The sequence below is a fragment of the Clostridium rhizosphaerae genome (assembly GCF_016765585.1).
Lineage (GTDB): Bacteria > Bacillota > Clostridia > Clostridiales > Clostridiaceae > Clostridium_AT > Clostridium_AT rhizosphaerae.
Map to the genome: position 1 here is coordinate 185,752 of NZ_JAESWC010000018.1, position 26,952 is coordinate 212,703.

Here is a 26,952-nt window from a genome sequence, read left to right on the forward strand (position 1 = left end):
ACTAATAATCTTACCTAGTCATCTACTAATTCTAATTCCAAAGTTAAAGTAGTACCCTTAGAAACCTGTTCACCTGCATTTATACTTTGCTCTGAAACTAAGCCTTCCCCAGTAAAATCTGCTTGTAAGCCTAAGGAATTTAATACTTCTACTGCTTTTTCTTTTGTATATCCAGTAAGGTCAGGTGCAACTACTACTTTATTATAGGTTGAGCTTGCCCCTGTGTAAAGCACAATTTTATCTCCTTCTTTAACGCTATATCCAGGTTTAGGATTCATATCTGTGATATACTCACCTTTTGAATCAGCTTCAAAAGTCAGCCCCTGCTGCTTTAAAAGTTTTACGGCCTCTTCCTTTTTCATACCTCTAACCTCAGGAACTGTAACATCCTTTAACATGCTTCTCGCAATTTTATCACTTGATGCATCGGCATCTATAGCAAGATAATTAAATATATCATTAAACACTTGTTTTGCAACTGGTGCTGCTATTTGTCCTGCATAATAGTTAGATGGATCAGGCTCATCTATGGATACAAATAATGTAATCATAGGTTTTTCAGCTGGAGCCATCCCTGCGAAGGAAGCTATATACTTTCCAGCTTCATAACTTTTCGTTACACTGCTTACCTTTTGGGCAGTTCCTGTCTTTCCAGCAATATGATAACCAGGAATATTGGCATTCTTTCCTCCGCCTTCAGAAATAACCTTCTCTAAATATCCTCTTAAAGTATGGGCAACATCTTCCTTTAGTATACTTCTTTCATTATAGTCCTCATATTTTTTATCTACGATTTTATTGTTATTATTATCAAAGTGTACTACCTCTTTCATAACATGAGGTGTTATAAGCTTTCCTCCATTTGCAACAGCATTGAATGCAGTTAAGTATTGGATTGCAGAAACCGTATTGCTTTGTCCAAAGGATATAGTAGCCAAGTCAACATCTGAAATGCTTTGTGTCTTTCTTATTATTCCTTTAGCCTCTCCAGGCAAATCAATACCAGTTTTTTGTCCAAATCCAAATTCATTTATGTATTTGTTCAAGTTTTCCCTTCCAAGTCGTTTCCCAAGTTCCATAAAACCAACATTGCAAGAGTTCTTTAATATATCTACAAAAGTTTGATCTCCATGTCCTGTTCTCTTCCAGCACTTAATAATCCTGTTTACTACTTTTGTGCTTCCGCCGCAAACAAAATGGTCAGTTTCTTTTACTAAATTTTCTTGCATTGCACCATAAGCAGTTATAACCTTGAAAATAGAACCAGGCTCAAAGGTATCATTTACAGATCTGTTCCTCCACATTTTTTGAAGTTCTTCATCAGTTTTTCCTTCTTCCCAAGGATTATTTGGGTTAAAATCCGGTTTATTAACCATCGCCAGTATCTCACCATTATTAGGATCCATTGCTATAATGCTGACAGCCTTTGCTTTATTATCATTCATAGCCTGAACAGCAGCTTTCTCGCAAAAGCGCTGTATCATCTCATCTATAGTTAATACAACGTCTTTACCATCTACTGGCTTTGTAAACTCAGAAATAATATACGGCTGTCCTTTGCTTTTATTATCAGTTTCAGAAATAATTCTCCCGGGAGTACCTGATAAAACCTTGTCATAGGTCAGTTCCACTCCAGTTAGTCCAACTCCGTCTTTTCTAATAAATCCTACAACATGAGATAAGAAATTATCATACGGATAATATCTTTTTGTATCAGAGGATACTAAAATTCCTCTTATATTTAAAGCATTTACTTTATCAGCTTCACTTTTTTCTATTCTTCTAGCTAGACTTGCAGAAGCCATAGGAAGTCCATTTGGCAAAGTTTTGTTTAAAATGCTTAAAACTTCGCTTTTATCCATTTTTAGTGCATCGGCTAATTTAGGAGCTAATTCTTCTTTGGTTAATTTTTTTTCCTCTAGATGCTGCCTTACGGTATTCATGTCCAAGTCAACTCTGTACACGTTAGCACTCATAGCTAGTTCATGTCCAGTTCTATCCAGTATTCTTCCTCTTCTAGCATCTATTTTAACATCGCTTGTCCATTGTTCTTTGGCTATTTTAGTCAGATGTTCCGATTGTCCAATCATTATATAGGACAATCTAAGGGTGAGCAAAAAAAATAAAAGAAAAAGTATGCCAAATGTAATCAGCATCCTTTTTTTTATTATAACCTTGTCCCTATATTCTCCTCCAGCCAACGTACCTACCTCCACTAAAATAAAATATTCTTTATCTTTGCAACAAGACTCTCCTTTGTTTTATCACTTTTGTTTTCATTAGCAGCTTTAGCAAAGTAATCTTTAGTGGATTCTGAATAAATAACTTTATCTTTATCTGGAGTTACCATATGTAATTTTGTTCTTGCAGCCTGCTCAACCTGCTGCATGTCACTGGCCTTTAGAAGCTGGACCTTTAAGTTTTCATTTTCCATACTAACATTATGAATATCAGTTTTTACTTTTGTAAGATTTTTCTGCATATTATAAACTGCTGCATACCTGCTGATTAATATTACGCCAACAGTAAACGCTGCAGCAATACCTATAAGCAACTTGGCCTTTGCTTTTGTTCTCTTATGAGCTAATTGTTTTTGTTTCTCTCTTTGCTGTTTTCTTAGTTTTTCTAATTCTTCATCTACATTTCTCGTGCCTGGCTTGTACTTAGGCGCTAAAGCCGAGCTGCCGTTTATTAAGTTTTTGTTGTCCATTACTATCACTTTATTCACCCCATCCCAAAATTAGAACTAAGTTCTTTCCGCAATTCTTAATTTAGCACTTCTGCTTCTAGGATTGTTTGTCACTTCCTCAGAAGAAGGCTCTATTGGTTTTCTTGTTATTATTTTAATTTCAGATTCTTTACCACATATGCATATTGGAAACTCTTTAGGACATGTACAAGGATTTTCTAATTCCTTGAACTTATTCTTCACTATCCTGTCTTCTAAGGAATGAAAGGTAATTATATTAAGTCTTCCACCCTTCTTTAGTTTTCTAACAGCACCCTCAATAGCTTTATCAAGTATTTCCAATTCCTTATTAACTTCTATACGTATAGCCTGGAAGGTTCTTTTTGCAGGGTGAGGACCTTCTCTCCTAGCTTTTGCCGGAATAGCAGCTTTAATAATATCAACAAGTTCTAATGTAGTGTTTATTGAATTATTTTTTCTTCTATCTGTAATAAACTGAGCTATTCTCTTAGCAAACTTTTCTTCCCCATATTCCCTTATTATCCTGTACAAATCTTCCTCGCTATAACCATTTACTATATCATAGGCTGAAAGCTCTTCTTCTCTATTCATTCTCATGTCAAGTGAGGCATCCTTCATATAACTAAAGCCTCTTTCATCTGTATCAAGCTGATAAGAAGATACTCCAAGATCCATTAAAATGCCATCTACAGCTTCAACATTTAATTCATCAAGTATACTGGTTATATTCGTAAAGTTGCTATGTACGTATGTAACATTGTTAAAATCTTTAAGCTTTTCACTTGCTGCTTTTAAAGCATCACTATCTTGATCTATTCCTATGAGTCTTCCCTCTGAATTTAATCTTTTAAGTATTTCTTTTGAATGACCCGCACCACCTAAGGTACAGTCTACATAAATACCATTTTGTTTTATATCTAAGCCTTCTAAGACCTCATCAAGCAGCACTGATATATGTTTAAACTCCATGTCAAATCTCCTTTATGCTGGTTATATTCCCAGTTCGCTCATTTTCTCTGCTATACTTTCGTAATCAATATTTTGATCATTATATTCATCCCACTTTTCTTTGCTCCAAATTTCTATTCTAGTGGAAACCCCTATACTTACTATATCCTTTTTTACCTCAGCGTATTCTAAAAGGTTTTGTGGTATTAGGGCTCTGCCTTGCTTATCTACATCTATTTCATTAGCACCAGAGAAAAAAAATCTTACAAAGGCTCTTGCATCTTTATTAGTAAGTGGAAGTTTCTTAAGCTTTTCTTCGAGGATCTTCCATTCATCTTTAGTATAGGCATAGAGACAGCCGTCCAAACCTTTTGTAAGTACAAAGCTTTCACCTATTGCCTCCCTGAACTTTGAGGGAATAATCATTCTATTTTTACTATCTATTGCATGTTGATATTCCCCTATGAACATTTTCTCACCTCTTTGTGCACTTCACTCCACTTTACTCCACTTTTAACCACTATTTGTATTATTCTATGAAAATCTGAAAATTCCTTCTAAAAAAATAAGGTTTTTAATAATTTTTAAAATATTTTCATTGTTTTTCCTTATCTAAGAACATATATTCTTAGAAATTTAAAACTTAACCTTTCTCCTTGAAAAGACTATAGCTCTAATGTATAATTTATAAAGGTAAACAAAAGCATGAAAGGACTGTAAATAGATGAAACTTGGAATTGTTGGTCTTCCTAATGTAGGAAAAAGCACCTTGTTTAACGCAATAACTAAAGCAGGTGCAGAAGCTGCAAACTATCCATTTTGTACAATAGAACCTAATATAGGTGTTGTTAATGTTCCTGATAAAAGACTTGATGTACTGGAAAAAATGTATGCTTCAAAGAAAAAGGTATATGCAAATATTGAATTTTACGATATAGCTGGTCTTGTTAAAGGCGCCAGTCAGGGAGAAGGTTTAGGTAATAAATTTTTATCTCACATTAGAGAGGTAGCTTCCATCGTCCATGTAGTGAGATGTTTTAACGATCCAAACGTTGTTCACGTTGATGGTTCAGTAGATCCTGTAAGAGATATTGAAACCATAAATTTAGAACTCATATTTTCTGATATAGAAGTTTTAGACAGAAGAATAGAAAAATCAATTAAGCTTGCTCGTTCAGGAGATAAAAAGGCAAAAGAAGAGATGAATTTAATGGAAAGGCTGAAAGCTCACCTCGAAAGTGGAAAGCCTGTCAGAACTATGGAAATGACTGATGAAGAGCAGGATTTAGTAAAAGCTTATTTTCTTCTTACTTCAAAGCCTGTTTTATATGGTGCCAATATATCTGAAGACGATTTGGTAAGTGGAAATCTTGACAATGAATATGTAAAAAAAGTTAAAGAATACGCAAGTACTGAAGGCTCAGAGGTTGTTGTAATCTGTGCAAGACTTGAAGAAGAAGTTTCTTCTTTAGAAGATGATGAGAAAGTTGAACTTCTTAGAGAGTATGGACTTGAGGAAACAGGCTTAGATAAGCTTATTGAATCAAGTTACAAGCTTCTTGGTCTTATAAGCTTTCTAACTGCAGGAGTTCAAGAAGTAAGAGCCTGGACTATAACTAGAGGTACTAAAGCTCCTCAAGCTGCTGGAAAAATTCATACAGATATAGAAAGAGGCTTTATAAGAGCAGAAACTATATCCTATGAAAAGCTTGTAGATTGCGGATCAGAAGCTGCAGCAAAGGAAAAAGGCTTTTACAGGCTTGAAGGAAAAGAATATATTATGCAGGACGGCGACGTTGTTAACTTTAGATTTAATGTTTAAAAGAATGGAGTAACCTCCATTCTTTTACCTTTTTGATGAGTATTTTTTTAACTCTTTATTTATTGTGTTCATAACATCTACAAGTTTTATTTTGTCAGTTTGCATTAAAATTTCAATAGCATCCTCTACAGTATTCATTGTATATATATGAAAGCTGCCTTTTTTTATCTCTTCCTCCACAAAACTATTTAATACCAGATCATTTCTATTTGAATATGGAATTAAGACTCCCTTATCCATAGTTGAATCCAATACCTTACAGATATTAAAGAACCCTTCTATCTTTTCATTCACTCCGCCTATAGGCTGTACTTCTCCAAACTGATTAACAGAGCCCGTTACTGCGATGTTTTGCTTAATAGGTATTTTGCTTAAGGCTGATATCATACATATTATTTCAGCTACAGAGGCACTATCCCCATCAATTTTTCCATAAAGCTGTTCAAAACTAAGGTGAAAATCCACCGGAATTCTTGCATAAGAATTAGATAATCTGTTTATATATCCTTTTAAAATATTAATAGATTTACTGTGAATACTTCCGCTTAAATTACTTTCTTTTTGGACATCTATAATATTGCCTTCTCCCTTATAGCAGGAACAGGTTATCCTTATAGGCTTACCAAAACTGAAATACCCAGTATCTATTACAGATAATCCATTGATTTGTCCTAATGTACTCCCATTAACATTAATTAGTATTCTTTTATCCTTGTAATTTTCTAAAAGCTCTTTTTGTATAACCTCTTCTAAATATGCTACTGATCTTATATCTTCAGCTTCAATTTTGTCTCTATTTTCATTTAAAACCTTATTGTTTGAGAGTTTAAGAAGCTTATTGATTTCGCTGTCATCAAAATATAACTTATTCTTATTTTCTGCCTTCCTGGAAAGAAACTTTGCTATTTCAACTAAAGCTTCACTGCTTAACGGTTTTAGCTCATCCTTAGTACATGCTTTACTAACACTATTTATAAGTGCTCTTTTTGTGTTTTTATCTATGTTTACTACAGGCTCATATTCTGCCCTTATTTTGAATATATTTTTAAAATCTTCATCGTAATTGTAAAGCACATCATAGGTTTCATAATCTCCTATAAGAATAACCTTCACTTTAACTTTTACAGGTTCAGGCTTCAAACTGCTTAGGGATAAAAGCTCTAAATATCCTCTATTGTAATCTAAATTAACTTTTTCAGAAATCAAGGTTTTTTTAAGATAATAATAAGCTTGCGAATTAGCAAAAAGATTATTAGCCCTTATAATAAGACATCCTTCATTAGCTTTGAGCATAGATCCAGCATTTATCATGGAAGCATCTGTTGTGTAGACATTATTATGATTCTCATATTCCATATTTCCTAAAAGACTAATAATACTTGGATCTTCTTCATACAAAACCTGCGGCTTTTCATTTTCACTGTTGTCTACTATTACATTTACGTCATACTTGTAAATTATTTCATTAATTTTTTCTTCGTCTTCTTCATAATTAATTGAATAATTATCTATAATATTTTTTTCGATTTCACTGCAAATATTATTTAAATATACAACCACCTCAGAATTATCAGCAAAAACTTCTGAATACTCTTCTTTTATTTCTTTAAAACTACTCTCGAAATGCTTACCCATAAGCTCTTTTATTTTATCAAGCTCTTCAAGCTCCATATCCTTTAACTCTTCAAGAATTTCTTCTGCATTTTCCTTAAGTTTACCTACCTTATCTAAAATATCATCTTTTTTTTGATTTTCTAGATCATCGTAGTCCTTTTCTGACATTGCCTCTCCTTCTTTTAAAGGAATAAAAACAAACCCACCTTGAGTTATCTTAATCTCAAAACCATACTCTTCTGCCATATCTTCAAGCTTTCCAATAAGAAGGTTTCTCTTTTTTTGCATATTATCAATAATAAACTCTTTATCTTTGTTTGAACTGCTATTATAGAAATTAAAGATGCTCTCAGAATAGGAATTTTGTAGTTCTACAAGTATTTCTTTTAAATTCGTTCCCCCTCCGTTAGGCAGAAAAAGAACTTGAGGCCTCTTAGGATCATCAGAAACCACATAGCAAATATCCATAGGCCTATCTCTTGTCTCAAAGGTTTTTTCAACAAAACTTATTATATTTTCCAGCTTATCCTTTGAAAACTCATCAATCAGATAAACGTTATATCCACTGTCATTAATTTCAAGTGCACTTTTTATCTTTTTATAAACCTGATCATATTCTGGTATATATCCTAAATCATTATTTCTAACATCATCATCCACTGAAAACTCATACAATATATCCTTAGGTGATAACTCTAAACTCATGCTGCTATTCCTCCCTCCACTTATAGCTTTCATACATATATAATGCCATAAAATATCCTAGCTCCAAGTACTTTTAGGGCATCATTAATATATTAGAACTTTTGCATTATACATATTTACTATATAAATATTCTTAAATTTGTATTTTAGGAACAGTTTACAAAAAAATAAAAGTTCGGGACATAAAGTCTCGAACTTTTTACTCAGACTAAAAACTGCATTTTTAATAAAATACAGTTTTTAGTTTTTTAACATTAATAATTTGAGGTTCCTTCTCCGCCTTCGCATATAGCTATTGAAGCTGAAGCTCCAATTCTAGATGCACCTGCTTTTATAACTTTCGCTGCATCTTCGTAGCTTCTAACTGCACCAGATGCTTTAACTCCCATGCTTTCTCCAACAGTCTCTCTCATAAGCTTAACATCCTCATAAGTTGCACCGCCAGTTGAGAACCCAGTAGAGGTTTTAACAAAATCAGCACCTGCTTCCTTTGCTAATTTGCATACTGCAACTTTTTCCTCATCAGTTAAAAGACAAGTTTCTATAATAACCTTCGTAAGAGCTTTGCCTTTTGCAGCTTCTACTACAGCTTTTATATCTTCTCTAACATAGTCGTAATCTTTGCTCTTTAACTTTCCTATATTAATAACCATATCAACTTCCTGAGCGCCCTCTTTGATGGCTTCAGAAGTTTCAAATGCCTTTACTGTACTTGTGTTAGCTCCTAAAGGAAATCCAATAACTGTGCACACCTTAACATCGCTTCCTTTTAAAAGACCAGCTGTTAATTCTACGTGACATGGATTGATGCATACTGAAGCAAAGTTGTACTTTAATGCTTCCTCACATACTCTTCTTACCTGCTCTTCTGTAGCTTCTGGTTTTAATATGGTGTGATCAATCATTTTTGCCAATTGTTCTTTATTCATCCTTACATCACTCCTATTTCTTATGTAAATATAATGCAATAAAGTTCTTACATTCATGATGTCACAAAATATATAATCTTTGAGCATTTTTGGGACACCATGAATGTATTAGAACTTTTGCATTGTATATATCACAAACATTTTATAACAAACAGAAAAAAGTAACAAGTATGCTTGTTTTTATTTTTTTATGTGAGATTTTATATATTCAACAATCTCCACCATACCCTCTCCCACAGAAGAGTTGACTTTAAATATATTAAGCTCACTGTTTAGCCTTTTTGCATTACTAATAACTCTGTTATCATCAAAATTAAAATAGTTTTTCATATCATATTTGGAAATAACCAAAGCATTTGATCTAGTAAACATTAAAGGATATTTTTCAACCTTGTCATCTCCTTCTGGAACACTCAACAAAGCAATTTTCAGGTGCTCTCCTATATCAAATTCCGCTGGACAAACCAGATTTCCTATATTCTCAACTATTATTATATCTAAATTTTTCAAATCAAAATAAGGCAAAATATTTTTTATGGACATAGCCTCAATATGGCAGGCACCATCAGTGTTTAACTGAACTACTGGAATACCCATAGCTTGTATCTTTTCCGCATCAACCTGACCGGCTACATCTCCTTCAATAACTCCTATATTATATTCATCTCTAAGTGCCTCAATAAGCCTTGTTATAAATGTAGTCTTTCCTCCTCCTGGAGAACCCATAATATTTATCATTAAAATTTTATTTTCATCAAAAAGTCCTTGAAGCTCCAAATGACAATTTTCATTCCATTCTAATATTTGTCTAACTATTTTAATCTCCATCTTTTTCTACCTCCATACTGTCGATGTAAAATTCATTTCCTCCTATCATTTTCATCTGAGTGCTGCCACAATCTGGACATTTATTTTCAACAAACTTATCAGTTTCTCCAGTAAAATTGCAGTTAACACACTTCATAACTATAGGAAGTTTATTTATAATCAGCTTTGCTCCCTCTGCTTTAGTTCCAGCACTTACTACATCAAAATAATATTGTATACATTCTGGCACCAGCCCTGAGATCTCGCCAATTTTAATTCTTATTTCATTTATTTTGCTTACATTATGCTTTAAAGCTTCATCTGATGCAATTCTAACAATACTTTCTGTTATAGGTAATTCATGCATTTATTTTTCCCCCATCACTTAGCAAATTCTCGGCAGAATATCGTGGCTTAATTTATCTAGTATTCGTCTTCCTCCAAAACTGCTTTTAAGTATCACTTTTGATGGCATATAATCAACTACTTCTCCTATAATTTCCGCATCCTTTGAAAACTCGTTCTTACGCAGAACATTTACTATATTATCTGCTTCATCAGCTGATGCAACTATAAGAACTTTACCTTCATTTGCACTATATAAAGGATCTAAACCAAGAAGATCACAAGCAGTTTTAACATTTAAATCCACTGGTATCTTATCCTCAAAAAGCTCTATGGAAAATGAGCTGTTTTCTACAAATTCGTTTAAAGTTGTTGCTACTCCTCCTCTTGTTGGATCCCTTAATATTTTAATCGCTTGTCCAAAATCTAAAGCTGCGTTCACAACCTCATTTAAAGGAGCACAGTCAGAAATAATATTTCCTTCCAAAAGATTTTCTCTAGCGCACAAAATTGATACTCCATGATTTCCAACACTTCCAGACACTATTACCTTGTCTCCTTTTTCAATCCTATGCCTTCCTAAATCAATACCTTCTATTCTTTCTCCTATACCGGCGGTATTAACATAAATACCATGTCCATGACCTCTATCAACAACCTTTGTATCTCCTGTTACAATCTTTATATTTGCTCTCTTTGCTGTCTTGCTTATGGAATCAATAATTTTTTTAAGGTCTTCTATTTTAAAACCTTCCTCTATTATTAAAGATAGGCTCAAATACTTAGGCACACTTCCACACATTAATAAATCATTAACTGTTCCACAAACACTTAGCTTTCCTATATCTCCACCCGGAAAAAAATATGGATAAATAACGAAACTGTCTGTGGAAAATGCGATGCTGCCTGAAACGTTTAATAGCGCGCCATCACCAAGTATATTAAGTTCTCTGTTATTAAAGCTTGGAAGTATAATGTTATCTATAAGTCTTGAGGTCTTTTTTCCTCCATTGCCGTGAGACATGGATATAATCTCTTCCATAACTAGCCTCCTTTAAAGTCAAAATTAATTTGAAATTATTTTTATACTAGATAACTAGATAAGAAGATATCTTCTTATCTAGTTATCTTCTTACAATAGATGAATATTTATAATAAGCAGAGCAGCTGCCCTCACTTGAAACCATGCAGGGACCTATTGGATTCTCTACATCACAGACTCTTCCAAATAAAGCACACTCATTTGGTTTAATCTTTCCTTTAAGCACATCCCCGCATCTGCACCCATTATTCTTAAACACTTTATTTTGAGAAACCGGATATACATTTTCTATATTATATTGTTCAAATTCTTCAGTAAGTTTAAGCCCGCTTAAGCCTATTAATCCCATACCTCTCCAGTAATCGTCTTCAATTTTGAAAGTACTTTTTATTAAAGCCATAGCAGCTTTATTTCCTTCTGGCCTAACCAGCTTTTTATATGGGTTTTTCAAATCATATGTACCTTCTTTTATATTTTTTACTAATGAATATATTCCGCTTACTACTTCATCCATTTCAAATCCTGCAATTGCACCAGGACAATTATATTCTTCCAAAAATTTAAAGCCCGCTTCGCCAACAACAACTCCAACATGCCCAGGACATAAGAATCCGTGAATCTTTAAATCTTCGTCTTCTAAAAGCATTTTCATGACAGGCTCAACTATCTTGTGTAATGAAAGTACATAAAAGTTTGATATTCCTAAGCTTTGTGCCTCCCTTACAGCTATTGCTGTAGCAGGAGCTGTAGTTTCAAATCCAATTCCTAAAAAAACCACCTTTTTATCCTTATACTCTTCGGTTAGCTTTAATGCATCCATACTGGAATAAACCATTCTGACTATAGCTCCTTTGGCTTTTGCATTTTCTAATGTTCTTAGAGGATCTGAGCCCGGAACTCTTATCATATCTCCATAAGTTGCTATAACTATATCCTCTTTTAAAGCTAAATCATATATATAATCTAAATATATATCTGGTGTTACGCATACCGGACAGCCTGGACCAGATATTAAATTAATATTGCTATTTAATAAAGTCCTAATTCCAAATTTACTTATAGCCATAGTATGTGTTCCACATACTTCCATTATATTTATATTATCTTGAAAGGTATTTATATAATCTAACTGCTTGCTAATCAACTGCATGTCCATCTCCAAAACACCTCTTTTAAATTCCTTCTAAAAAAACTAATTACTTCCTGCTGCCTTTTCCAATTCATTAACTATCTCTAAAGTTTCCAATGCATCAGCTTCCTCTATTTTTTCTATGGCAAATCCTGCATGTACCATAACATATTCACCAATATTTAAATTCTCAATCAAATCTATTCTAACCCTTCTTTTAATACCATTTAACTCACCAATAGCCTCTTTGCCATTAACTTCTACTATTCTTAAAGGCAGTCCTAAACACATTTATAAATCACCTCTATTTCAAAATACATTATATTTTTACCAAATTCGATATTGATTGTATATTCATAATAATATCACAAATTTTAATGCTTTGTAACTAAAAGTTAAAATATAAACATAGTTATGAACTTATTTGGAAAACTATAATATAAATATTTTAAAGCTCAATATATTATGTTATAATGTAGATTAGAATGCCATTTTCCTATAAGTCGTTATAATTTTAAGCTTACTAAAGTATAAATAACTAAATAAATATATAGTAAAGGAGTTATACATATGAGTATTAAAGAAAAATTTTCAAAGTACTACACCGAGACATATTTAAAAAGATATGGTGATAGAATAACGCAAGTTCAAGGAAATGTTGTATCAGCTAAAATTGAGGAAAAAACTATTTTATGGATATTCCATAAGTTAACAGCTACTCTAATTGTAAAGCCTGATAGAAGTAAAACTGTTGTAAAATGCTTTTATAAGAAAAACAAATGGTTTAAGAAACCTTCCTTTATTGCTGTAAATCAAGGAAATCTTGTTATTATTCAAGGCTTAAAAGGCAAAAAAGGTAAAGAAGGCAGAGAGCTTATATCAATTATGAATGTTAGAAATCTTACAACTAAAAAAGACCTAATTCCTGTTGAAGGAAAGGTGCAGAGAATCCAAAAGGTTCAAAGAATAAAATAAGAAGTGGTTTTTCCACTTCTTATTTTTATGCTTATCTTTTCATATATAAATATAAGCTGTTTATAAATGCTATAAAGCTTGAGAAAAATATAATTATCATCCATTGTCCAAAGTTTATGGCAACTGTTTTAAATACAGTCTGTAAAAATGGGACATACAAAACAAGACAAAGCATGGTTATAGACACTAATACAGCCCCTACTAAGTAAAGGTTAGTAAAAATATTTATCTCAAATATTGAATGTTTCTCTGATCTGCATTCAAAAACATGAATAAGCTGAGACATTATTAGAGTGCCTAAGGCCAAAGTTCTGCAGGTATTTAAATTCATTCCGTAATATCTTCCTGCTAAGAAGGATAATACTGTACATACACCTATTAAACTTCCTCTAATTACTATCTTTTCTTTTAATCCCCTTGCAAATATGTGTTCATTTTTAGGCCTTGGCTTTTGATACATTATATCCTTATCTGCCGGATCAACACCTAAGGCAATGGCCGGAAGTCCATCTGTAACCAAATTTACAAACAAGATTTGTATAGGAAGAAGCGGCGTGTCCAGGTATAAAAGCGACGCTAAAAACATAGTAAGTACTTCTCCCAAATTACAGGAGAGCAGATATCTTATAAATTTTCTTATATTGTCGTAGATTACTCTTCCCTCTTCTACGGCTGCAACTATTGTAGCAAAGTTATCATCTAATAATATCATGGAAGATGCTTCCTTTGTTACGTCAGTACCTGAAATCCCCATTGATATTCCTATATCAGCTTCCTTAACAGCAGGAGCATCATTAACTCCATCACCTGTCATTGCAACAATATATCCTTTTTTCTTAAAGAGCTTAACAATTCTAAGCTTGTGGTTTGGGCTGACACGAGCAAAAATACTAACCTTACCCATTCTATCAAGCAATTCTTTATCACTTAAATTATCTAATTCATCACCTGTTATTACTTCAGACTGATTTTTACATATGTCAAGTTCCTTGCCGATAGCAAAAGCAGTATTTTTATGATCTCCCGTTATCATTACTGGACGGATTCCTGCAACCTTGCACTTTAAAACAGCATCCTTTACTTCTTTTCTAGGCGGATCTATTATGCCTGCAACGCCTAAAAATATAAGATCATTCTCAAGGCTGCTTCCTTTTATTAAATCTGTGTCCTTATAAGCTGCAGCAATACATCTCAGTGCATTGAAAGACATAGCTTCTACTGCCGATAATATTTTCTCCTTATAATAGGACGTTAATGGTTTTACTTCACCATTAATTAATATGTACTTGCACCTTTCAATAAGTCTTTCAGGTGCACCTTTTACATAGCAGCAATCCTTTTTAGCTTCTCTTATAATTACAGACATCATTTTTCTGTCTGAATCAAAAGGAATATCATAGGTTCTTTTTGCATTTGATAAAAAGTTAATATACGATTTTGTCTCCTTAAAAAATACTTTTATCAATGCTGTTTCAGTAGGATCTCCAAATAAACTCTTTTGTGTAGAGCTTTCTTTATCGTCATAGCTGCAATCATTGCAGTAAACGAAAGCCCTCCTTAAAAGATCATTGCTCGGTACACCATCCTTGTCTACATTATAAGTAGAATCGTTACTGTATACTACTTTTACTGTCATATTATTTTGAGTCAAGGTTCCAGTTTTATCACTGCATATAATTGAAGTGCAGCCTAACGTTTCAACTGCCGGAAGCTTTCTTACTAAAGAGTTTCTCTTAAGCATCCTGGAAACTCCTAAAGCTAAAGCTACTGTTACTATAGCTGCTAAGCCCTCAGGTATAGCTGCAACAGCAAGGCTTACACCAAGAAGAAACATTTCATAGGCGTTTTTTCCTCTCCATATTCCCATTACAGTTACTATTGCGCAAATAACTACACATAATACTACCAATATTTTTCCTAAGGAATTCAATCTTTCTTTAAGAGGAGACCTTTCGCTTTCAATATCCTGAAGCATGTTTGCTATTTTTCCCATTTCAGTTTTCATGCCTGTTTCAGTTATTCTAGCCATAGTTTTTCCTGTTAATAAAACTGTTCCCATATACAGCTGATTTTCTTTATCTCTTGAGCTCTTATTAACCCCTACAGACTCTCCTGTTAAAAGTGATTCGTCTACCATAACAGTACTATCTTGCATTATCATGCAATCAGCCGGTATTCTATCACCGCTTTCTAGTATAATAAGGTCTCCGGGAACTAAATTCTCTGCATTTATTACTTCAATTTTTCCATCTCTTATAACTTTTGAAGTAGGAGCCGCTAACTTCTTTAATGCTTCTAAAGATTTTTCAGTTTTATACTCTTGAATAAAACCTAAAATAGAGTTCATTATAACAATTATTAGTATGGTAATTGCATCAGCTTTTTCGCCCATTACACCTGATATTATGGTAGCCGCAATTAATACCCATACTATAAAGTCATTAAACTGAGATAAAAATATTTTAATAGGTGAAATGCTTTTCTTATTCTCTAGTTGATTCAGGCCATAGGTTTTAAGCCTTTTTTCCGCTTCGTTCTTTGTTAAGCCCTTCATAAAGGCTTCACTATTTTGCATTCTATCCCTCCTGTGCTAAAGTTTTGTACCTCTTTGTAGTCTTACGGTATATTTTATTCATTAATATATATGAAGGGATGTCCAAGGTTATGAGGAAATGTTATTATATATAATGAGATAAAGTTCTTACGTTAATGTTGTCACAAAATATCCAATCTTCAAGGATTTTTGGGACATCATTAATGTATTAGAACTTTTACATTATATATAATGAGATAAAAAACAGGCTAAACTATTTACAAGAAAAATAAATACCCTTACAATTAAACTACTCAATGAGTATTAAGTGAACGGAGGTTAAAGGTCTGAATGACCTTGTACTGGTAGTTTGCGAGTGGAAACGAGCACTCTAAACTACCCAGTGTTTCGATTAAAAGGAGGATTAATAAATGACTAACTTAATTTATATAACTGGACATAAAAATCCTGATACAGACTCCATCTGCGCAGCTATTTCCTATGCTGAGCTAAAGAACAAAACTGGAGATCTTAAGGCTGTTCCTGTTAGGCTTGGAGAAATTAATAGAGAAACTCAATTTATCTTAGACTATTTTGGAGTAGAATTCCCTGCTCTTATTGAAACTGTAAAAGTTCAGGTTTCAGACCTGCATATAGACAATGTTGCTCCTGTATCTCCTGATATATCATTAAAAATGGCCTGGAATATTATGAAAAAAAATAACACAAAAACCCTACCTGTAGTTGATGAAAATGATTCGTTAATGGGTATTGCTACTATAACAAATCTTTTTTCAAGCACAATGGATGTATGGGATAATGATATTTTATCAAAAAGCAGCACTAAACTTGAGAACATTGTTGATACTTTATCAGCAAATTATGTTTTTGTACATAATGAGAACATCAGGCTTCACGGCAAAATAGTTACAGCTGCTATGCATCCAAGCAGTACAAAAGAGATTATTGAAAATGGTGATGTAGTTATATGCGGCGACAGAGAAGATACACAAAGGGTCGTTATAGAAGGCGGAGCTAGTCTTATGATAATTACAGGAAATCATGGAGCAAGTGATGAAATAATAGAACTTTCTAAAAAAGCAAACTGTTCTATTATTTCCACACCCTATGATTCTTTTACTGCTTCAAGACTAATTACACAAAGTGTTCCAATAAGCTACGTTATGACTAAAGATAATATTGTAAGCTTTAATACAGATGATTTTGTAGATGAAATAAAAGATGTTATGCTTGAAACTAGATATAGAAGCTATCCTGTTGTTGGAAGAGACAATAAAGTTGTTGGAACAATATCCAGATATCATCTGATTAGTCAGAACAGGAAAAAAGTAATTTTAGTAGATCATAATGAACGAACTCAGTCTGTACATGGTCTTGAGGATGCTGAAGTACTGGAAATTATAGATCATCATAGAATTGCTGATATACAAACTGGAAACCCAATATATTTTAGAAATGAGCCTGTTGGAAGTACTTCAACTATAGTTGCTTCTATGTTTTTTGAAAATGGAATAAGACCATCTAAGAAAGTAGCAGGCCTTTTATGTGCAGCAATAATCTCTGACACTCTTCTTTTTAAGTCTCCAACTTCAACTAATGTTGATAAGCTTATGCTTAAGAGGCTTTCAGAGATAGCAGGCATAGATGTAGAAAGCTTTGCCAAAGAAATGTTTAAAGCTGGAACCTCTTTAAAAAATAGAACAGTTGATGAAATATTCCATCAGGACTTTAAAGTATTTACTCTTAACAATTTAAAGATAGGAATTTCTCAAATAGGTACAATGGATTTAGAAGGCTTTACAGATATGAAAAATGATATGCTTGTTCTTATGGAAAAAAAGTCACTTGAAAACAGCTTTAGTCTTTTAGTATTCATGCTTACGGATATACTAAAAGGCGGTTCTGAGCTTTTAGTTGTTGGAAAAGATAAAGAAATTGCTGCTAGAGCTTTTAATGTAAAATTAAACGGAGCAAGCTTCTATCTGCCAGGAATCTTGTCAAGAAAAAAACAGGTTATTCCTCCAATAACTTCAGCAATAACTTCATTAAAATAAGAAGTGGATTTCCACTTCTTATTTTATTAATAAATAGAATAATATAAATACAATTATACATATGCCATATGTTATGCTCAGATAATCTTTCACACATATGTTGTCTATTTTTTTACTGTATCCGCCATAACTTTTTAAATAATCTGTCTTTTGCGAACTATACATATAATAAAAATTCACAGACTCAACATAAGCTCCCATAATATCAACATTAAGTAAAGGTCTTTTTAAAAAATTAGATAAATAATCTCCTTTGAAATCTATTTCTGATTTTCTGTTTCTGCACAAATATACTATGTAGAGAAAAACTTCTGCTATAACTGCTGGTATTATTGTCAATAGAATAAATACATATTTTAAAAAGTAAAACTGCTCATCCTGAATGCTTAAATTATATATAATCATATATGCCAGTCCAAAACAGTTACCTGCCAATAATATAAGCATTACTGGTGCTATAAAACCGCATACTAATGCTCTCGAGATTGTTGATATTGTATCATAGAACTTTACTTTTTCTCGCTGTTTTAAATTCTTTTTCTCTGTATTGCTTATATCTATTACTAAAAATATAATTATGAAATTAATTATTTCACCAGGCTTGACTATATATACTGCATAGCAAATAATACCTGTAATTAAGGTGTATAAAATTTCAAGCAGCAGTTTACTTTTTAAACCTTTACTTATAAATTTATTTATTTTATAAAATAAATTTTGTCTGTCAAGTTTCCAGATAACTATACTTAAAAGACATCCAAGAACATAACCTATTCCCATGTTACTCCTCCAGATTAATCCTCTACTTCTTCAATAGAAACAGGTTTCATTTCAATATCAAATATATATGAATTGGTTCTATACATAAAGTCATAATTACTTAAAAGTGGCGATTCACATGGTATAAACATTGGATCTCTTTTTTGCTTACATATTTCATACATTGGGCAGCAATACTGCATATTAAGTTGATTATTCATATTGTACATATATTCAATCCTCCCATTAGAAAATAATATATATATAATGCAATAAAGTTCTTACATTCATGATGTCACAAAATATACAAGTTTCAAGTATTTTTGGGAAATCATGAATGTATTAGAACTTTTGCATTGTATATATTAATATATGAACTATAATGAATAATTTATGAAAACTTTATTTAATTAATATTTATTCATAATTTAAGGTAACGTGTTGTGCTAGTTCAACTAACCTGCATAGATATATAAAATATGTGTAAAGAATATTGAGTGAACAACTAGAAGTTCTTAGTGAGGGAATAGGTATAAAACTTTAGTGTTGTTCGTTTGTTGAGGTACGAGTTTAACGAAAACACTTAGTTTTATGGCTATTCCTTCACTTAGAACTTCTTTGTGCAGTGAACAATTCTTGGAACATAATTTATATATCGGAGCATAACTAGTTGAACTAGCACAAGAGGTTAAGGTAAATAAAAAGCAGTATTATACATAAGTACAATACCACTAAATTATTATCTTGATCTTAAGTTATTAGCCATTCCCCACATGTCATCAGCTGTCTTCATCGATTTAGAACTTAGTTCGAAAGCTCTTTGAGTTATTATCATATCCGTCATTTCTTTAGCAATATCTACATTAGACAATTCTGAAAACCCCTGCATAACATTAGCATCCTGAGATATAAAAGGTCTTTCGACTGGAACTTCTACACCATTCACATTGGAAGTTTTTAAAGTATAAAGATTTTCTCCAACTGACTGAATAGAATCCGAACTCATAACGTTATAAACATTTATTTTCCCTACTTCAACAGAATTATTTCCTTCGGTTTTAATAATTCTGCCCTTATCATCTATTGTAAAATTATTTTCACTAAGTTTTCTATCTTCCCCAGTTATATTTTCATTGAAGTCTATAGTCAACCTGTTTCCATTGCTGTCAACTAAATCTCCTTGTGAGTCTATGCTAAAATTTCCTCCTCGTGAAAATGCAGTTTTGAAAGTTCCATCCGCATTTCTTTCTGGAAGAATCACCTGAAAGTACCCTTGTCCATCAATTGCCAAATCTGTTGACTTTCCGGTTTGGGTAAGATTACCTTGGCCATTATCACGAGTCCACTCCCCTGTTCTTATACCAGTTCCATTATAGGAAGAGTTTTGACCTGCAGTTGAAACAGGATATCCGGTTCTATTAAGGTTTTCGTATACCAAATCCTTAAAATTAACATCTATACGCTTATAGCCTGTTGTGTTCGCATTTGCTATATTATTTGAGATGCTATCTAGCTTGTCTTGCTGAGCAGACATAGCACTTCTGCTGCTCCATAATATTCTTAACACTTGCTTCACTTCCTCTGATAATTATATTTATCTTATAGTACCTACTTCATTTACAGCCTTTCCTAAAGTTTCGTCTAAAGACTGCATAATTTTTTGGTTAGATTCAAAGGTTCTCATAGCTGTCATCATATTAACCATTTCATTAATTACATTAACATTTGACTTTTCTAGTGAGCTTTGTTTTACAGAAACATTATCTGATTGAATCGCATTAGTTCCTTCATACAGATTATCTCCCATTTTCTTAAGAGAATTTAAATCAGTAAAATTAACAGTGCTAAATCTATATCTATTACCTTGGATAGTAAAGGTTCCATCGCCTGAAAGCTTTAATTCTTCATTTCCAACCTGTATTGGAGAAGGATTTCCAATAGTTTGTCCATTTGCATCAACCGCAGAAGCAAGTACTCTATCTCCACTATCATTGACTAAATATCCTTGGCTGTTTACATGAAAATGTCCATCTCTAGTGTAATAAGTGTTATTTGCTCCATTATTATCTCTCTGTACAGAAAGGAAACCTCCGCCATCAATAGCAAAATCACTCCATTTTCCTGTATCATCAATAGTACCTTGAGTAAAACTTGTATTAACTCCATCAATGGAACTTCCCTGACTTAAAGAGCCTATTACATTTCTTACATTTTTCCCATTAACTATCTTATCATAATTTTCAATTAAAACATCATCAAACTTTTTTACTGCTAAATTATCCTCTTTAAACCCAACAGTATTAACATTTGCCAAGTTGCTTGTTATTACATCCTGTTTAGCTTCTTGAGTTATAAGACCTGATACCGTAGTATATAATGCCCTGATCATTTGCTCACATCCTTATTAATAACTTTAAATTCACTAGGATAATCCATTCCCAATGCCTTAGCTCGTTTTTCAATTTCTGTACTGCTAATATTATTATTAAATTTCACGCTGCTCATTATAACTGTTGAAATAATGATTCCTATACCTATACCAAGTAGAACTTTTCTGTCGCTAAGAAAGTCTATTAAATACTTTATTTTAGATATAATTCTTTTATTAATAGTACTTCCCCCTTGCCTATTCCAAGTTTTGTTGAAATATCCTCTACCGAATATCCCATACTAAGCATAGAATTTATCTCTTCTATTTTAACACTATTTGATTTCAATTTAATATCTTCTGTTTTATTAATTGTATCTTCTTTAAGTCCTATATTCAAGTCCTCATCTAAATTACTTTCCTGCTCAATTTTTTTCTCTTCTATTTCTTTTTCTATTATTTTCTCTTCACCTATACTGCTATAATTAACCTCGTTCTTTTGCAGTTTTTGAATTTCTTTTTGAAGCTCTAAAATAGTTTCTGAAAACTCTCTTCTAAGCTCTCCGATTCTTACATCAACTTCCGTCATATCAGCCTCAGTATTACGAAAAACCTTACTAAAGGATGCTTCATCTTTTTTTACAGCTTTAATATTAAAAAAAATCAATAATATACCTGTAACCAATAAAAACCACACCATAACTTATCCCTCAGTTATTCATATTTTAATTTTTTTAATTCTTTTCTTAGATGCATAATTGCCCTGCTGTGCAGCTGGCACACTCTTGATTCCGAAACTTCGAGAACCTTTCCAATTTCCTTTAAAGTTAATCCTTCATAATAATATAAAGATAATACCATTTTATCCTTCTCGTTTATATTATCTAAAGCCTTTGCTAAATACTCCACTTCTTCTTTATCCTGAAGCTGCTTTTCAGGACTTGGACTCTTTTCATCTTCTATCGTTCCCATAAGAGGCATATCATCATCATCAGAAAAAATTATGTCCTCTAAGGATGCAACTGAAATATAATTAATATAACTTTCAATTTCTCCTACTTCTTCTAAAGTCATTTTTAGTTCTCTTGCCACCTCTTCATAAGATGGCTCTCTTAATAATTTTTTCTGTAAAGCTTCAATAACCTCATTATATCTATTAAGCTTGTCCATTGCTCCTTTTGAAATCGGACTGTTTTTTCTAAGCTCATCAATCATTGATCCCTTTATCCTAATGGAGGCATAGGTAGAAAATTTCATTCCCTTGCTTTCATCAAACTTATTTATTGCATCCATAAGTCCAATCATGCCAAAGCCAACTAAATCTTCATATTCTATATATTTGCTTTTCCCTATAATCACCCTGGAAGCTATATATTTAACAAGAGGTATATACTTAGTAACAATCTGTTCTTTTATATCAACTGCCTTAGCTAAAGCCATCCTTAGCCCCCCTTTATAATCAGCTCTTAGTTTGTAGTACCTTTCTTCATTTGATCCCGCATTATTTGAAAAATAAATCTTATAATTTTTTCTCTATTTTTATCGTCTAAATCTAAAAAATTAATGCCGTATATGTTCATCTTGTTAGGATCATCTTTTTCAACTCTTACAACTTCACCCTTTACTTCCACATTATCGTCTCCTACAGGGATGTAAGCTTTAATTAAATTTCCAATGCTAAGCTGATCATTACTTAACTTTATCCTCATACCCCCGCCGCTTAAATCAACCATTATAGCCTTAACTATGTTTTGAGTCTTATTTTCCAACTTAGAGTATTCCATAGTACAGACAATTGGAACTCTTACAAACTTTCTTCTCTGAACTTTAAATACTTCTTTAGGAAAAGCTAAAACAATAATAGGTATAACATCTACTTTTCTATCAACTACCGTTGTATAAAATTTATAAATATCACTTCCTTGATAATAAATCACTTCAACTTGTTCAAACTTTCGAAGTGGTATATATTGCCCTTCCTTTATTGGTATACTTATACATATAAATTTATCATCAACATTTTCTATATTACTTTTATAGTATCCATCATCCCAAGATATCTCAACTTTATTATTTATAGTAAACTTTAAATCTTCTGCCATCTCTTATCTCCTTATGAAAATATACTGAAAATCTTCTTAAAAAGCCCCTGGACACCAGTCTTCTGTTCCTTTTCTTCACTCCCGATAAGCTTTTTAGCTATCTTTACAACGTCTTGAGAAGCTTCACAGTTTGGATAAGCTATTATGAACGGCTGCTGGCTTCTAACAGCCTGTACTAGCTTCTTGTCCTCAGCAATACTTCCTAAATACTCCATTTGCATCTTTAAAAAGTTAACTGCCGCATTGTTAAACTTACCATAAGTAAGTACAGCTTCCTTTTCATCTATAGCCCTATTAATCACAACTTTTGCAGTAGTTTTGATTTTAAAATGAGCTATTGCCTTTAAAAGGCTGTAAGCATCTGTTAGTGATGTCGGCTCTGGAGTAGTTAAAACTATTAACTCTTCGCAGCAGGCTACGAATCCAAGAACACTTCTATTTATTCCTGCTCCGGTATCCATTAAAATATAATCAAGTCCTGTTAGCGACCCTAATTTCTTAATAAAATCTTCTCTTTGTTCGTTTGTAAGTTCGTCAATCTTTGAGAGTCCTGAACCTCCTGGCAGAAGCTTTACCCCGTATGGGCCTGTAATAACCACATCATCTATTTCTTTACCATTAAATATAACATCAAAAACATTATACTTAGGCAAGAATCCCATTAATACATCGTCATTTCCCATACCAACATCAGCATCAAATATCAAAACTTTTTTTCCCATCTGCTGAAGCATTATTCCAAGATTAACTACAAAATTACTTTTACCTACTCCACCTTTGCCGGAGGTAACAGTTATTATTCTAGCCCTATCTCTAGTTTCATTATTTGATGCAAGTTGTCTCAATCTTTGAGCTTGATCTAACATATACTATCCTCTCCCAATATAAGACTAGAAACTTCAGAAGATGATATTGATTTTATATCATCTGGCACATTTTGCCCGGTAGTAATAAAGCTAAGCGGCTTTTTAGCAGCATCAAGTATATTTAGTATAGAACCATAAGTTGAAGTCTCATCCAGCTTTGTTATGATAACATTGTTGTAATTTAAGACCTTATATCCTTCTACAATAGCTTCTACATCTTTATTTTTGGTTGTAGAGCTTATAACTAAATGAATGTTGCTTGTATTAGCCTTTTCCACAAAAGCCCTAAGCTCAGAGATCTGCATTGTATTCTTGCTGCTTCTTCCTGTAGTATCAATTAAGATAACTTCACAATCTTTCATACTTTCAATGGCAGTATCCATTTCCTTCATTGTAAATACAACTCTAAAAGGAATATTCATTATATCTGCATAGGTTTTCAGCTGTTCGACTGCACCAATTCTATAGGTATCTATTGTAATAAGACCTACTTTTTTCTTATCTATAAGCGATAATCTTCCTGCAAGCTTTGCAATAGTTGTCGTCTTACCTACACCTGTAGGTCCAACTAACACAACTGCCCCATCCATCTTAACTTTAGACACAGGTGCAAGTTTTTCTATAGTTATTTTTGCTTTCTGGCCCTCATCCATACTTTCATCCAAGCCTTTAACTTTAGTCAAAACTTTTTTGATGAGTTTTTCATTTAAGTCGTTGTCTTCAAGCTTAATTTGAAGCTTAGATCTTCTTTGAGTTTTTTCGGGAGTTTTGTTCATCATATCAGATAAAAGATTTTTCATTTCCTGCATCTCTTTAAGAAGCTCTGAATCATTTGAAGAAGGTTTGCTTTCTTCAATAATTTCATTTTTTACAGCCTCAGTATTTTTAACAGTTTCCTTTTCTACAGCTTTTTTTATTGCTTCTATACTGTCTGTAATATCTTCATCATTTTTTTTAACGTTTTCAATAGCTGCTGTAACCTCTAATATTTTTTTTGAAAAAAAGCCTTTAATTCCAGGCTTTCTTATTTTTCTTTGACTTATAATAACTGCATCCTTGCCTAATTCATAGCGAATTCTTGTCATTGCTTCGTTCATACTGCTTACTATATATCTTTTAATAATCATTTATATGGTCACAACTCCTTCAGTTCTTATCTCTATATCATTTGGTATTTCATTTAAGGAAAGGACTATAATATTTGAAAATACCATCTCAATAAGCCTTCTAAAAGCAGGTCTAATCTTAGGAGAAACCAAGAAAACAGGCTGATTATCATTAAAATAAACACTATCTGTAACATTCTTTATAGAATTTAATATTCTTCCGGTAGTATCAGGATCCATTGCCGGAAAAGACCCCTGCATGGACTTTTGTATATTTTTAGCTACCAGCTCTTCTATATCAGGAGAAAGTGTAGCTACCGTTATTGAGTTACTTTCATCTATAAGAGGATTGCATATAGTTCTGCCTAAAGCGAATCTAACGTATTCAGTTAGGAGTTCAATATCCTTTGAAGTCCTTGAATTATCTGCAAGTGATTCCATTATTGTTACCATATCCTTTATCGGAACCTTTTCCTTTAGTAAATTTTGCAGTACCTTTTGAACTTCTCCAATAGTCATTAAATCTGGTATAAGTTCTTCTACAACCGCACTGTACTTTTCCTTAACAGCATCAATTATTAATTTTACTTCTTGTCTTCCTAAAAGCTCATAGGAATGACTCTTAATGGTTTCTGTTAAATGTGTAACCATAACAGTGGTTGGATCTACTACAGTAAGCCCTTTTATTTCAGCTTCTTCCCTTTGGTCCTTATTTATCCATACAGCAGGAAGTCCAAAAGCTGGTTCTACCGCATTTATACCTTGAATCTCATATTCTCCATTTGTCGGATCCATGCATAACAGCATGTTAGGCATAAGCTCCCCTCTTACTGTTACTGTTCCTCTTATCTTAACTACATATTCATTAGTCTTTAACTGCAAATTATCTCTTATTCTTATAGGTTGTACCACAATCCCCATTTCGATTGCACACTGTCTTCTAACAGAAGATATCCTCTCTAAGAGATCTCCTCCAGCACTTTCATCAGCCAATGGTATTAACCCATAGCCTATTTCAATTTCCATAGGTTCTACACTTATAAGTGACATAACATTTTCAGGCTCTCTCTTTTCAGTTTCAATAATTTGCTGCTGTTCTTCCTCCATTTTTGCCACAACTTCACTCTTAGCATCTTTATGAAGAAAGTATGCACTTACCCCCGCACTTATAGATAAAACAATAAAGATAAAATGAGGAAGACCTGGTATGAAAGCTAGGAACATTAAAACAGCAGAAGCTATTGCAATAACCTTTGGAGATCCAGTCAGCTGTGTTGTAACCAATGTGCCCAGGTTTTCATCACTTCCAGAACGAGTAACCAATATACCTGAAGATGTAGATATAAGCAGTGCTGGTATTTGGCTTACCAGTCCGTCACCGATTGTAAGTCTTACATAGGTTTGTGCTGCATTTGCTATATCCATCTTAAGCATCACTACGCCTATAATAATACCACCGATTACATTTATTAAAGTAATTATAATTCCGGCTATAGCATCACCTTTAACGAATTTTGAAGCACCATCCATAGCACCGTAAAAGTCTGCTTCCATTTGCATTTTCTTTCTTCTTTCCTTAGCTTGATGTTCATCAATTAAGCCGGAGTTTAAATCTGCGTCAATACTCATCTGCTTACCAGGCATAGCATCCAATGTAAATCTTGCAGAAACTTCCGCTACTCTGCCTGAACCATTTGTAATAACCATAAACTGTATAATCATTATAATTAAAAATATTATAATTCCAACAACATAGTTTCCGCCAACAACGAAGCTTCCAAAAGCTTCAATAATATGCCCTGCGTAGGCATCCTTTAATACAAGTCTTGTAGAAGATATATTTAAGGCCAGTCTAAACAATGTTGTAATAAGAAGCAATGTTGGAAAAACAGAAAATTGAAGCACTTCTGTTGTAAACATGGTTAAAAGTATTATTACTACTGATACTGTTATATTAAGTGCTAAAAGTATATCCAGTATTGTAGGAGGCAGAGGAATAATAATCATAAGTACAATACCTATAACTACAAATGCTACCATTACATCGGTATTGTTTTTAATATTAAATTTTGATTTTGTATTTAAAGCCATCTACATTTCACCCCTGTACTAATTAA

At 32.7% G+C, this 26,952-nt stretch carries 25 protein-coding genes; 3 read left to right on the forward strand and 22 right to left on the reverse strand.

Translation table 11 applies throughout. The features are described from left to right. Positions 1-14 precede the first annotated feature (14 nt). The 4 genes from JK636_RS19705 to mraZ are packed head-to-tail and all read right to left on the reverse strand — an operon-like array spanning position 15 to position 4,129. Positions 15-2,201 carry a stage V sporulation protein D gene (locus JK636_RS19705; RefSeq protein ID WP_202750695.1) on the reverse strand — a complete coding sequence of 729 codons (2,187 nt, stop codon included), beginning with the start codon at positions 2,199-2,201 and terminating at the stop codon, positions 15-17. Between the two features lie 14 nt (positions 2,202-2,215). Then, entirely contained in the window at positions 2,216-2,719 is a 504-nt protein-coding gene (locus JK636_RS19710) for a cell division protein FtsL (protein ID WP_202750696.1), read from the reverse strand. Between the two features lie 27 nt (positions 2,720-2,746). Next, positions 2,747-3,679 carry a 16S rRNA (cytosine(1402)-N(4))-methyltransferase RsmH gene (gene rsmH, locus JK636_RS19715; RefSeq protein WP_202750697.1) on the reverse strand — a complete coding sequence of 311 codons (933 nt, stop codon included), beginning with the start codon at positions 3,677-3,679 and terminating at the stop codon, positions 2,747-2,749. A 21-nt stretch (positions 3,680-3,700) separates the two neighbouring features. After that, positions 3,701-4,129 (reverse strand): division/cell wall cluster transcriptional repressor MraZ, encoded by a 429-nt coding sequence (mraZ, locus tag JK636_RS19720; protein ID WP_202750698.1) that lies wholly within the window; start codon positions 4,127-4,129, stop codon positions 3,701-3,703. A gap of 253 nt (positions 4,130-4,382) precedes the next feature. On the opposite strand from mraZ, the gene ychF reads away from it, so the two are divergent. Continuing rightward, positions 4,383-5,480 (forward strand): redox-regulated ATPase YchF, encoded by a 1,098-nt coding sequence (ychF, locus tag JK636_RS19725; RefSeq protein ID WP_202750699.1) that lies wholly within the window; start codon positions 4,383-4,385, stop codon positions 5,478-5,480. Positions 5,481-5,504: 24 nt separating this feature from the next. Here ychF and JK636_RS19730 read toward each other — a convergent pair whose 3' ends face one another. The 7 genes from JK636_RS19730 to JK636_RS19760 all read right to left on the reverse strand — a co-directional run bounded on the left by JK636_RS19730 (position 5,505) and on the right by JK636_RS19760 (position 12,342). Further along, a complete protein-coding gene (locus JK636_RS19730) occupies positions 5,505-7,799 on the reverse strand; it encodes an AAA family ATPase (RefSeq protein ID WP_202750700.1) in 2,295 nt (764 codons plus the stop codon). A gap of 254 nt (positions 7,800-8,053) precedes the next feature. Then, positions 8,054-8,728 carry a deoxyribose-phosphate aldolase gene (gene deoC, locus JK636_RS19735; RefSeq protein WP_202750701.1) on the reverse strand — a complete coding sequence of 225 codons (675 nt, stop codon included), beginning with the start codon at positions 8,726-8,728 and terminating at the stop codon, positions 8,054-8,056. 180 nt (positions 8,729-8,908) lie between these two features. Next, positions 8,909-9,556: a hydrogenase nickel incorporation protein HypB gene (hypB, locus tag JK636_RS19740; protein ID WP_202750702.1), complete on the reverse strand. Its 648-nt coding sequence runs from the start codon at positions 9,554-9,556 to the stop codon at positions 8,909-8,911. Next, a complete protein-coding gene (gene hypA, locus JK636_RS19745) occupies positions 9,546-9,902 on the reverse strand; it encodes a hydrogenase maturation nickel metallochaperone HypA (RefSeq protein ID WP_202750703.1) in 357 nt (118 codons plus the stop codon). The genes hypB and hypA overlap by 11 nt, the downstream gene beginning before the upstream one ends. Before the next feature lie 18 nt (positions 9,903-9,920). Then, on the reverse strand, positions 9,921-10,922 hold the full coding sequence (gene hypE, locus JK636_RS19750) for a hydrogenase expression/formation protein HypE (protein ID WP_202750704.1): 1,002 nt from the start codon (positions 10,920-10,922) through the stop codon (positions 9,921-9,923). Between the two features lie 82 nt (positions 10,923-11,004). After that, positions 11,005-12,072, reverse strand: a complete 1,068-nt coding sequence (gene hypD / locus JK636_RS19755; RefSeq protein ID WP_202750705.1) for a hydrogenase formation protein HypD — start codon at positions 12,070-12,072, stop codon at positions 11,005-11,007. A gap of 42 nt (positions 12,073-12,114) precedes the next feature. Further along, positions 12,115-12,342: a HypC/HybG/HupF family hydrogenase formation chaperone gene (locus JK636_RS19760; RefSeq protein ID WP_202750706.1), complete on the reverse strand. Its 228-nt coding sequence runs from the start codon at positions 12,340-12,342 to the stop codon at positions 12,115-12,117. A 279-nt stretch (positions 12,343-12,621) separates the two neighbouring features. Between JK636_RS19760 and JK636_RS19765 the strand changes: the two genes are divergently transcribed. Beyond that, the gene (locus JK636_RS19765; RefSeq protein WP_202750707.1) at positions 12,622-13,026 is read left to right on the forward strand and encodes a hypothetical protein; all 405 of its coding nucleotides are present in this window, start codon (positions 12,622-12,624) and stop codon (positions 13,024-13,026) included. A 31-nt stretch (positions 13,027-13,057) separates the two neighbouring features. On the opposite strand, the gene JK636_RS19770 is transcribed toward JK636_RS19765, so the two are convergent. Then, positions 13,058-15,601: a calcium-translocating P-type ATPase, SERCA-type gene (locus JK636_RS19770; RefSeq protein WP_202750708.1), complete on the reverse strand. Its 2,544-nt coding sequence runs from the start codon at positions 15,599-15,601 to the stop codon at positions 13,058-13,060. Positions 15,602-15,990: 389 nt separating this feature from the next. Between JK636_RS19770 and JK636_RS19775 the strand changes: the two genes are divergently transcribed. Continuing rightward, positions 15,991-17,634, forward strand: coding sequence for a putative manganese-dependent inorganic diphosphatase (locus tag JK636_RS19775; RefSeq protein ID WP_202750709.1), 1,644 nt, complete (start codon positions 15,991-15,993; stop codon positions 17,632-17,634). 18 nt (positions 17,635-17,652) lie between these two features. Here JK636_RS19775 and JK636_RS19780 read toward each other — a convergent pair whose 3' ends face one another. The 10 genes from JK636_RS19780 to flhA all read right to left on the reverse strand — a co-directional run bounded on the left by JK636_RS19780 (position 17,653) and on the right by flhA (position 26,926). Continuing rightward, positions 17,653-18,414, reverse strand: a complete 762-nt coding sequence (locus tag JK636_RS19780; RefSeq protein ID WP_202750710.1) for a hypothetical protein — start codon at positions 18,412-18,414, stop codon at positions 17,653-17,655. A gap of 14 nt (positions 18,415-18,428) precedes the next feature. Then, positions 18,429-18,623 (reverse strand): hypothetical protein, encoded by a 195-nt coding sequence (locus tag JK636_RS19785; protein WP_202750711.1) that lies wholly within the window; start codon positions 18,621-18,623, stop codon positions 18,429-18,431. 509 nt (positions 18,624-19,132) lie between these two features. Then, positions 19,133-19,960, reverse strand: a complete 828-nt coding sequence (locus JK636_RS19790; protein ID WP_202750712.1) for a flagellar hook-basal body complex protein — start codon at positions 19,958-19,960, stop codon at positions 19,133-19,135. A gap of 27 nt (positions 19,961-19,987) precedes the next feature. Beyond that, complete coding sequence (locus JK636_RS19795) at positions 19,988-20,782, reverse strand: flagellar hook-basal body complex protein (protein WP_202750713.1); 795 nt, start codon at positions 20,780-20,782, stop codon at positions 19,988-19,990. Between the two features lie 193 nt (positions 20,783-20,975). Further along, positions 20,976-21,461 (reverse strand): hypothetical protein, encoded by a 486-nt coding sequence (locus JK636_RS19800; protein ID WP_202750714.1) that lies wholly within the window; start codon positions 21,459-21,461, stop codon positions 20,976-20,978. A 14-nt stretch (positions 21,462-21,475) separates the two neighbouring features. Then, positions 21,476-22,201, reverse strand: a complete 726-nt coding sequence (locus JK636_RS19805; RefSeq protein WP_202750715.1) for a FliA/WhiG family RNA polymerase sigma factor — start codon at positions 22,199-22,201, stop codon at positions 21,476-21,478. Positions 22,202-22,227: 26 nt separating this feature from the next. Then, the gene (locus JK636_RS19810) at positions 22,228-22,863 is read right to left on the reverse strand and encodes a flagellar brake protein (RefSeq protein WP_202750716.1); all 636 of its coding nucleotides are present in this window, start codon (positions 22,861-22,863) and stop codon (positions 22,228-22,230) included. Positions 22,864-22,874: 11 nt separating this feature from the next. After that, entirely contained in the window at positions 22,875-23,729 is an 855-nt protein-coding gene (locus tag JK636_RS19815; RefSeq protein ID WP_202750717.1) for a MinD/ParA family protein, read from the reverse strand. Then, complete coding sequence (gene flhF, locus JK636_RS19820) at positions 23,723-24,856, reverse strand: flagellar biosynthesis GTPase FlhF (protein WP_202750718.1); 1,134 nt, start codon at positions 24,854-24,856, stop codon at positions 23,723-23,725. Before flhF ends, JK636_RS19815 begins: the two co-directional genes overlap by 7 nt. After that, positions 24,857-26,926, reverse strand: a complete 2,070-nt coding sequence (gene flhA, locus JK636_RS19825; RefSeq protein ID WP_202750719.1) for a flagellar biosynthesis protein FlhA — start codon at positions 26,924-26,926, stop codon at positions 24,857-24,859. Positions 26,927-26,952 lie beyond the last annotated feature (26 nt).

Excerpts from the sequence above, each read along its gene's own strand:
- rsmH (WP_202750697.1), bottom strand. The coding sequence starts at position 3,679 with ATGGAGTTTAAACATATATCAGTGCTGCTTGATGAGGTCTTAGAAGGC.
- mraZ (WP_202750698.1), bottom strand. The coding sequence starts at position 4,129 with ATGTTCATAGGGGAATATCAACATGCAATAGATAGTAAAAATAGAATG.
- ychF (WP_202750699.1), top strand. The coding sequence starts at position 4,383 with ATGAAACTTGGAATTGTTGGTCTTCCTAATGTAGGAAAAAGCACCTTG.
- JK636_RS19730 (WP_202750700.1), bottom strand. The coding sequence starts at position 7,799 with ATGAGTTTAGAGTTATCACCTAAGGATATATTGTATGAGTTTTCAGTG.
- deoC (WP_202750701.1), bottom strand. The coding sequence starts at position 8,728 with ATGAATAAAGAACAATTGGCAAAAATGATTGATCACACCATATTAAAA.
- hypB (WP_202750702.1), bottom strand. The coding sequence starts at position 9,556 with ATGGAGATTAAAATAGTTAGACAAATATTAGAATGGAATGAAAATTGT.
- hypA (WP_202750703.1), bottom strand. The coding sequence starts at position 9,902 with ATGCATGAATTACCTATAACAGAAAGTATTGTTAGAATTGCATCAGAT.
- hypE (WP_202750704.1), bottom strand. The coding sequence starts at position 10,922 with ATGGAAGAGATTATATCCATGTCTCACGGCAATGGAGGAAAAAAGACC.
- hypD (WP_202750705.1), bottom strand. The coding sequence starts at position 12,072 with ATGCAGTTGATTAGCAAGCAGTTAGATTATATAAATACCTTTCAAGAT.
- JK636_RS19760 (WP_202750706.1), bottom strand. The coding sequence starts at position 12,342 with ATGTGTTTAGGACTGCCTTTAAGAATAGTAGAAGTTAATGGCAAAGAG.
- JK636_RS19765 (WP_202750707.1), top strand. The coding sequence starts at position 12,622 with ATGAGTATTAAAGAAAAATTTTCAAAGTACTACACCGAGACATATTTA.
- JK636_RS19770 (WP_202750708.1), bottom strand. The coding sequence starts at position 15,601 with ATGCAAAATAGTGAAGCCTTTATGAAGGGCTTAACAAAGAACGAAGCG.
- JK636_RS19775 (WP_202750709.1), top strand. The coding sequence starts at position 15,991 with ATGACTAACTTAATTTATATAACTGGACATAAAAATCCTGATACAGAC.
- JK636_RS19780 (WP_202750710.1), bottom strand. The coding sequence starts at position 18,414 with ATGGGAATAGGTTATGTTCTTGGATGTCTTTTAAGTATAGTTATCTGG.
- JK636_RS19785 (WP_202750711.1), bottom strand. The coding sequence starts at position 18,623 with ATGTACAATATGAATAATCAACTTAATATGCAGTATTGCTGCCCAATG.
- JK636_RS19795 (WP_202750713.1), bottom strand. The coding sequence starts at position 20,782 with ATGATCAGGGCATTATATACTACGGTATCAGGTCTTATAACTCAAGAA.
- JK636_RS19800 (WP_202750714.1), bottom strand. The coding sequence starts at position 21,461 with ATGGTGTGGTTTTTATTGGTTACAGGTATATTATTGATTTTTTTTAAT.
- JK636_RS19805 (WP_202750715.1), bottom strand. The coding sequence starts at position 22,201 with ATGGCTTTAGCTAAGGCAGTTGATATAAAAGAACAGATTGTTACTAAG.
- JK636_RS19810 (WP_202750716.1), bottom strand. The coding sequence starts at position 22,863 with ATGGCAGAAGATTTAAAGTTTACTATAAATAATAAAGTTGAGATATCT.
- JK636_RS19815 (WP_202750717.1), bottom strand. The coding sequence starts at position 23,729 with ATGTTAGATCAAGCTCAAAGATTGAGACAACTTGCATCAAATAATGAA.
- flhF (WP_202750718.1), bottom strand. The coding sequence starts at position 24,856 with ATGATTATTAAAAGATATATAGTAAGCAGTATGAACGAAGCAATGACA.
- flhA (WP_202750719.1), bottom strand. The coding sequence starts at position 26,926 with ATGGCTTTAAATACAAAATCAAAATTTAATATTAAAAACAATACCGAT.